Raw genomic sequence first — 2,167 nt, 5'->3', positions numbered from 1 at the left:
CCTTGAATATTGATCAGTGGGCCACCAGAGTTACCTGGGTTAATAGCAGTATCAGTTTGGATGGCTTTTGTAGAAATGGCTTGTCCATCTTCAGATTTTAAAGATACATTTCGATTGAGACTAGATACGATACCTTGAGTGACAGTATTAGCGTATTCAGAACCTAACGGGCTACCAATGGCAATAGCAGTTTCTCCTACGGTTAACTGACTAGAATCACCAAACTCAGCTACTGTTGTCACTTTTTCTGAAGAGATTTTGACGACAGCAATATCAGAGAAAGTGTCAGCTCCGACAATTTCTCCAGGTACTTTAGTTCCATCTGACAAACGAATATCTACTTTGCTGGCGCCATTTATAACGTGATTATTGGTGACGATGTAAGCTTCTTTATCATTCTTTTTATAAATAACTCCAGATCCTTCACTAGAGATTTGCTGAGAATCTGTATCAGTCTCATCATTGCCAAATACGCTATTTTGTCTATTTGCTGAATAAGTAATAACGGATACAACGGCATCTTTTACTTTATTAACAGCCTGTGTTGTTGAATTTTCGTTCTTATAGGCAGTTTGTGTAATAGTACTATTGTTGTTAGAGTTGCTTACACTACTTTTTTGAGTTAGTTGAGCTATTGAAAAACTACCCAAGGCTCCACTAAAAAAGCTAATGACGATAACGACTAATAATTGAAACCCTTTTTTGTAAAATGTTTTTAAATGTTTCATATTTGCCTCCATATTTTTGAATTACTGAAAGTATAAACTGACTAGCTTAATTATAACTTAAACACAAAAAGTTTTACACAAACTGTGGATAACTTCCAAAAATCTGTGATTTTCTCGGTTAAAATTAACTTTTTATTTTGTGAATAAGATGTGAAAAAATAGAGAATATGTTAGAATAGAGTCATGAAAATTAAAGTTGTAACAGTTGGGAAACTGAAAGAAAAGTATTTAAAAGATGGTATTGCAGAGTATTCAAAACGAATTTCTCGATTTGCTAAACTTGAAATGATTGAGTTAGCAGATGAAAAAACACCAGATAGGGCCAGTGAATCAGAAAATCAAAAGATTTTAGAAATAGAAGGTCAGAGAATTTTATCAAAAGTTGGTGACCGTGATTTTGTTATTGTGTTAGCCATTGAAGGGAAAACTTTCTCCTCGGAAGAATTTAGTAAGAATTTAGAAGAAGCTTCTATAAAAGGATTTTCTACTCTTACCTTTATCATTGGAGGGAGTTTAGGATTATCATCAGCTGTAAAAAAGAGAGCCAATCTTTCTGTCAGCTTTGGCCGTTTAACCTTGCCCCATCAGTTAATGAGACTAGTTCTTGTTGAACAAATCTATCGCGCTTTTACGATTCAGCAGGGATCACCCTATCATAAATAGAGAATTGACTTTTAATTGAATTTTTGGTAGAATAATTGTGTTAGGTCTCATAGCTCAGCTGGATAGAGCATTCGCCTTCTAAGCGAACGGTCGCAGGTTCGAATCCTGCTGGGATCAATATAGTAGCAAAGCTGGGAATTTTCCCGGCTTTTTTCTTAAAAAAGTACACTTGGGGAGAAAAAAATGACAGTTGAGAGAATTTTATCTAAAATGAAATTCCATTTTGTATAATGGTTTTTGTAAGTTAGCTTACAAGAAAAAAACATTTTAGGAGATTTTATTATGAAAAACACAGTTAAATTGGAACAGTTTGTAGCCTTGAAGGAAAAAGACTTGCAAAATATTAAAGGTGGAGAAAGTAGGATTTCAGACATCCTCCTTGATTTTCTTTTCCAACGAAAAAAGTAATGAAATAAGGAGAAAGAGTAATGAATTTACTTGGATTTGGGACAGTTATTGGTCATTTTTTAATTATTAGTCAAAGTTACCGTTTAATTTGTAAAGGTCAAATAAATAGAAAAGAGCTATACGTTTTTGGTGCTTATACATTACTAGTAGAAGTAGTACTTGAACTTTCCTTTTATCTTCTAAATTTGGATGGGTTAGGGACTGCAACATTTTTACTTCCTTTGGGCTTATATTCCTATTTTCGATGGATGAAACAGTATGAGAGGGATAGAGGACTATTTCTAAGTTTACTACTATCTCTTTTATATGAGAGCACTCATAACTTTCTGTCCGTAACTTTCTCCTCTATAACAGGAGACAATTTTGTT

General features: G+C 33.7%; 3 protein-coding genes, 1 tRNA gene and 1 pseudogene. 4 read left to right on the top strand and 1 reads right to left on the bottom strand.

Annotated features, from left to right (window positions below; all coding sequences use genetic code 11):
- Positions 1-728 (bottom strand): S1C family serine protease (locus WKI42_RS10205; protein ID WP_368081863.1); only part of this gene is annotated, 728 nt, incomplete at its 3' end.
- A 183-nt stretch (positions 729-911) separates the two neighbouring features.
- Between WKI42_RS10205 and rlmH the strand changes: the two genes are divergently transcribed.
- The 4 genes and pseudogenes from rlmH to comD form a co-directional block, all read left to right on the top strand.
- Positions 912-1,391, top strand: coding sequence for a 23S rRNA (pseudouridine(1915)-N(3))-methyltransferase RlmH (rlmH, locus tag WKI42_RS10200; protein WP_112445415.1), 480 nt, complete (start codon positions 912-914; stop codon positions 1,389-1,391).
- Positions 1,392-1,434: 43 nt separating this feature from the next.
- Positions 1,435-1,508 (top strand) — tRNA-Arg (locus WKI42_RS10195).
- 165 nt (positions 1,509-1,673) lie between these two features.
- Entirely contained in the window at positions 1,674-1,799 is a 126-nt protein-coding gene (gene comC / locus WKI42_RS10190) for a competence-stimulating peptide ComC (RefSeq protein ID WP_173212972.1), read from the top strand.
- 20 nt (positions 1,800-1,819) lie between these two features.
- A pseudogene (gene comD / locus WKI42_RS10185) lies at positions 1,820-2,167 on the top strand (competence system sensor histidine kinase ComD); the annotation flags it as partial.

This window comes from Streptococcus pseudopneumoniae, from assembly GCF_038148935.1.
Lineage (GTDB): Bacteria > Bacillota > Bacilli > Lactobacillales > Streptococcaceae > Streptococcus > Streptococcus pseudopneumoniae_U.
This window is presented reverse-complemented; position numbering and strand designations above follow the sequence as displayed.

Bases quoted from the DNA above. Each gene is read 5' to 3' on its own strand.
- rlmH (WP_112445415.1), top strand. From the start codon at position 912: ATGAAAATTAAAGTTGTAACAGTTGGGAAACTGAAAGAAAAGTATTTA.
- comC (WP_173212972.1), top strand. From the start codon at position 1,674: ATGAAAAACACAGTTAAATTGGAACAGTTTGTAGCCTTGAAGGAAAAA.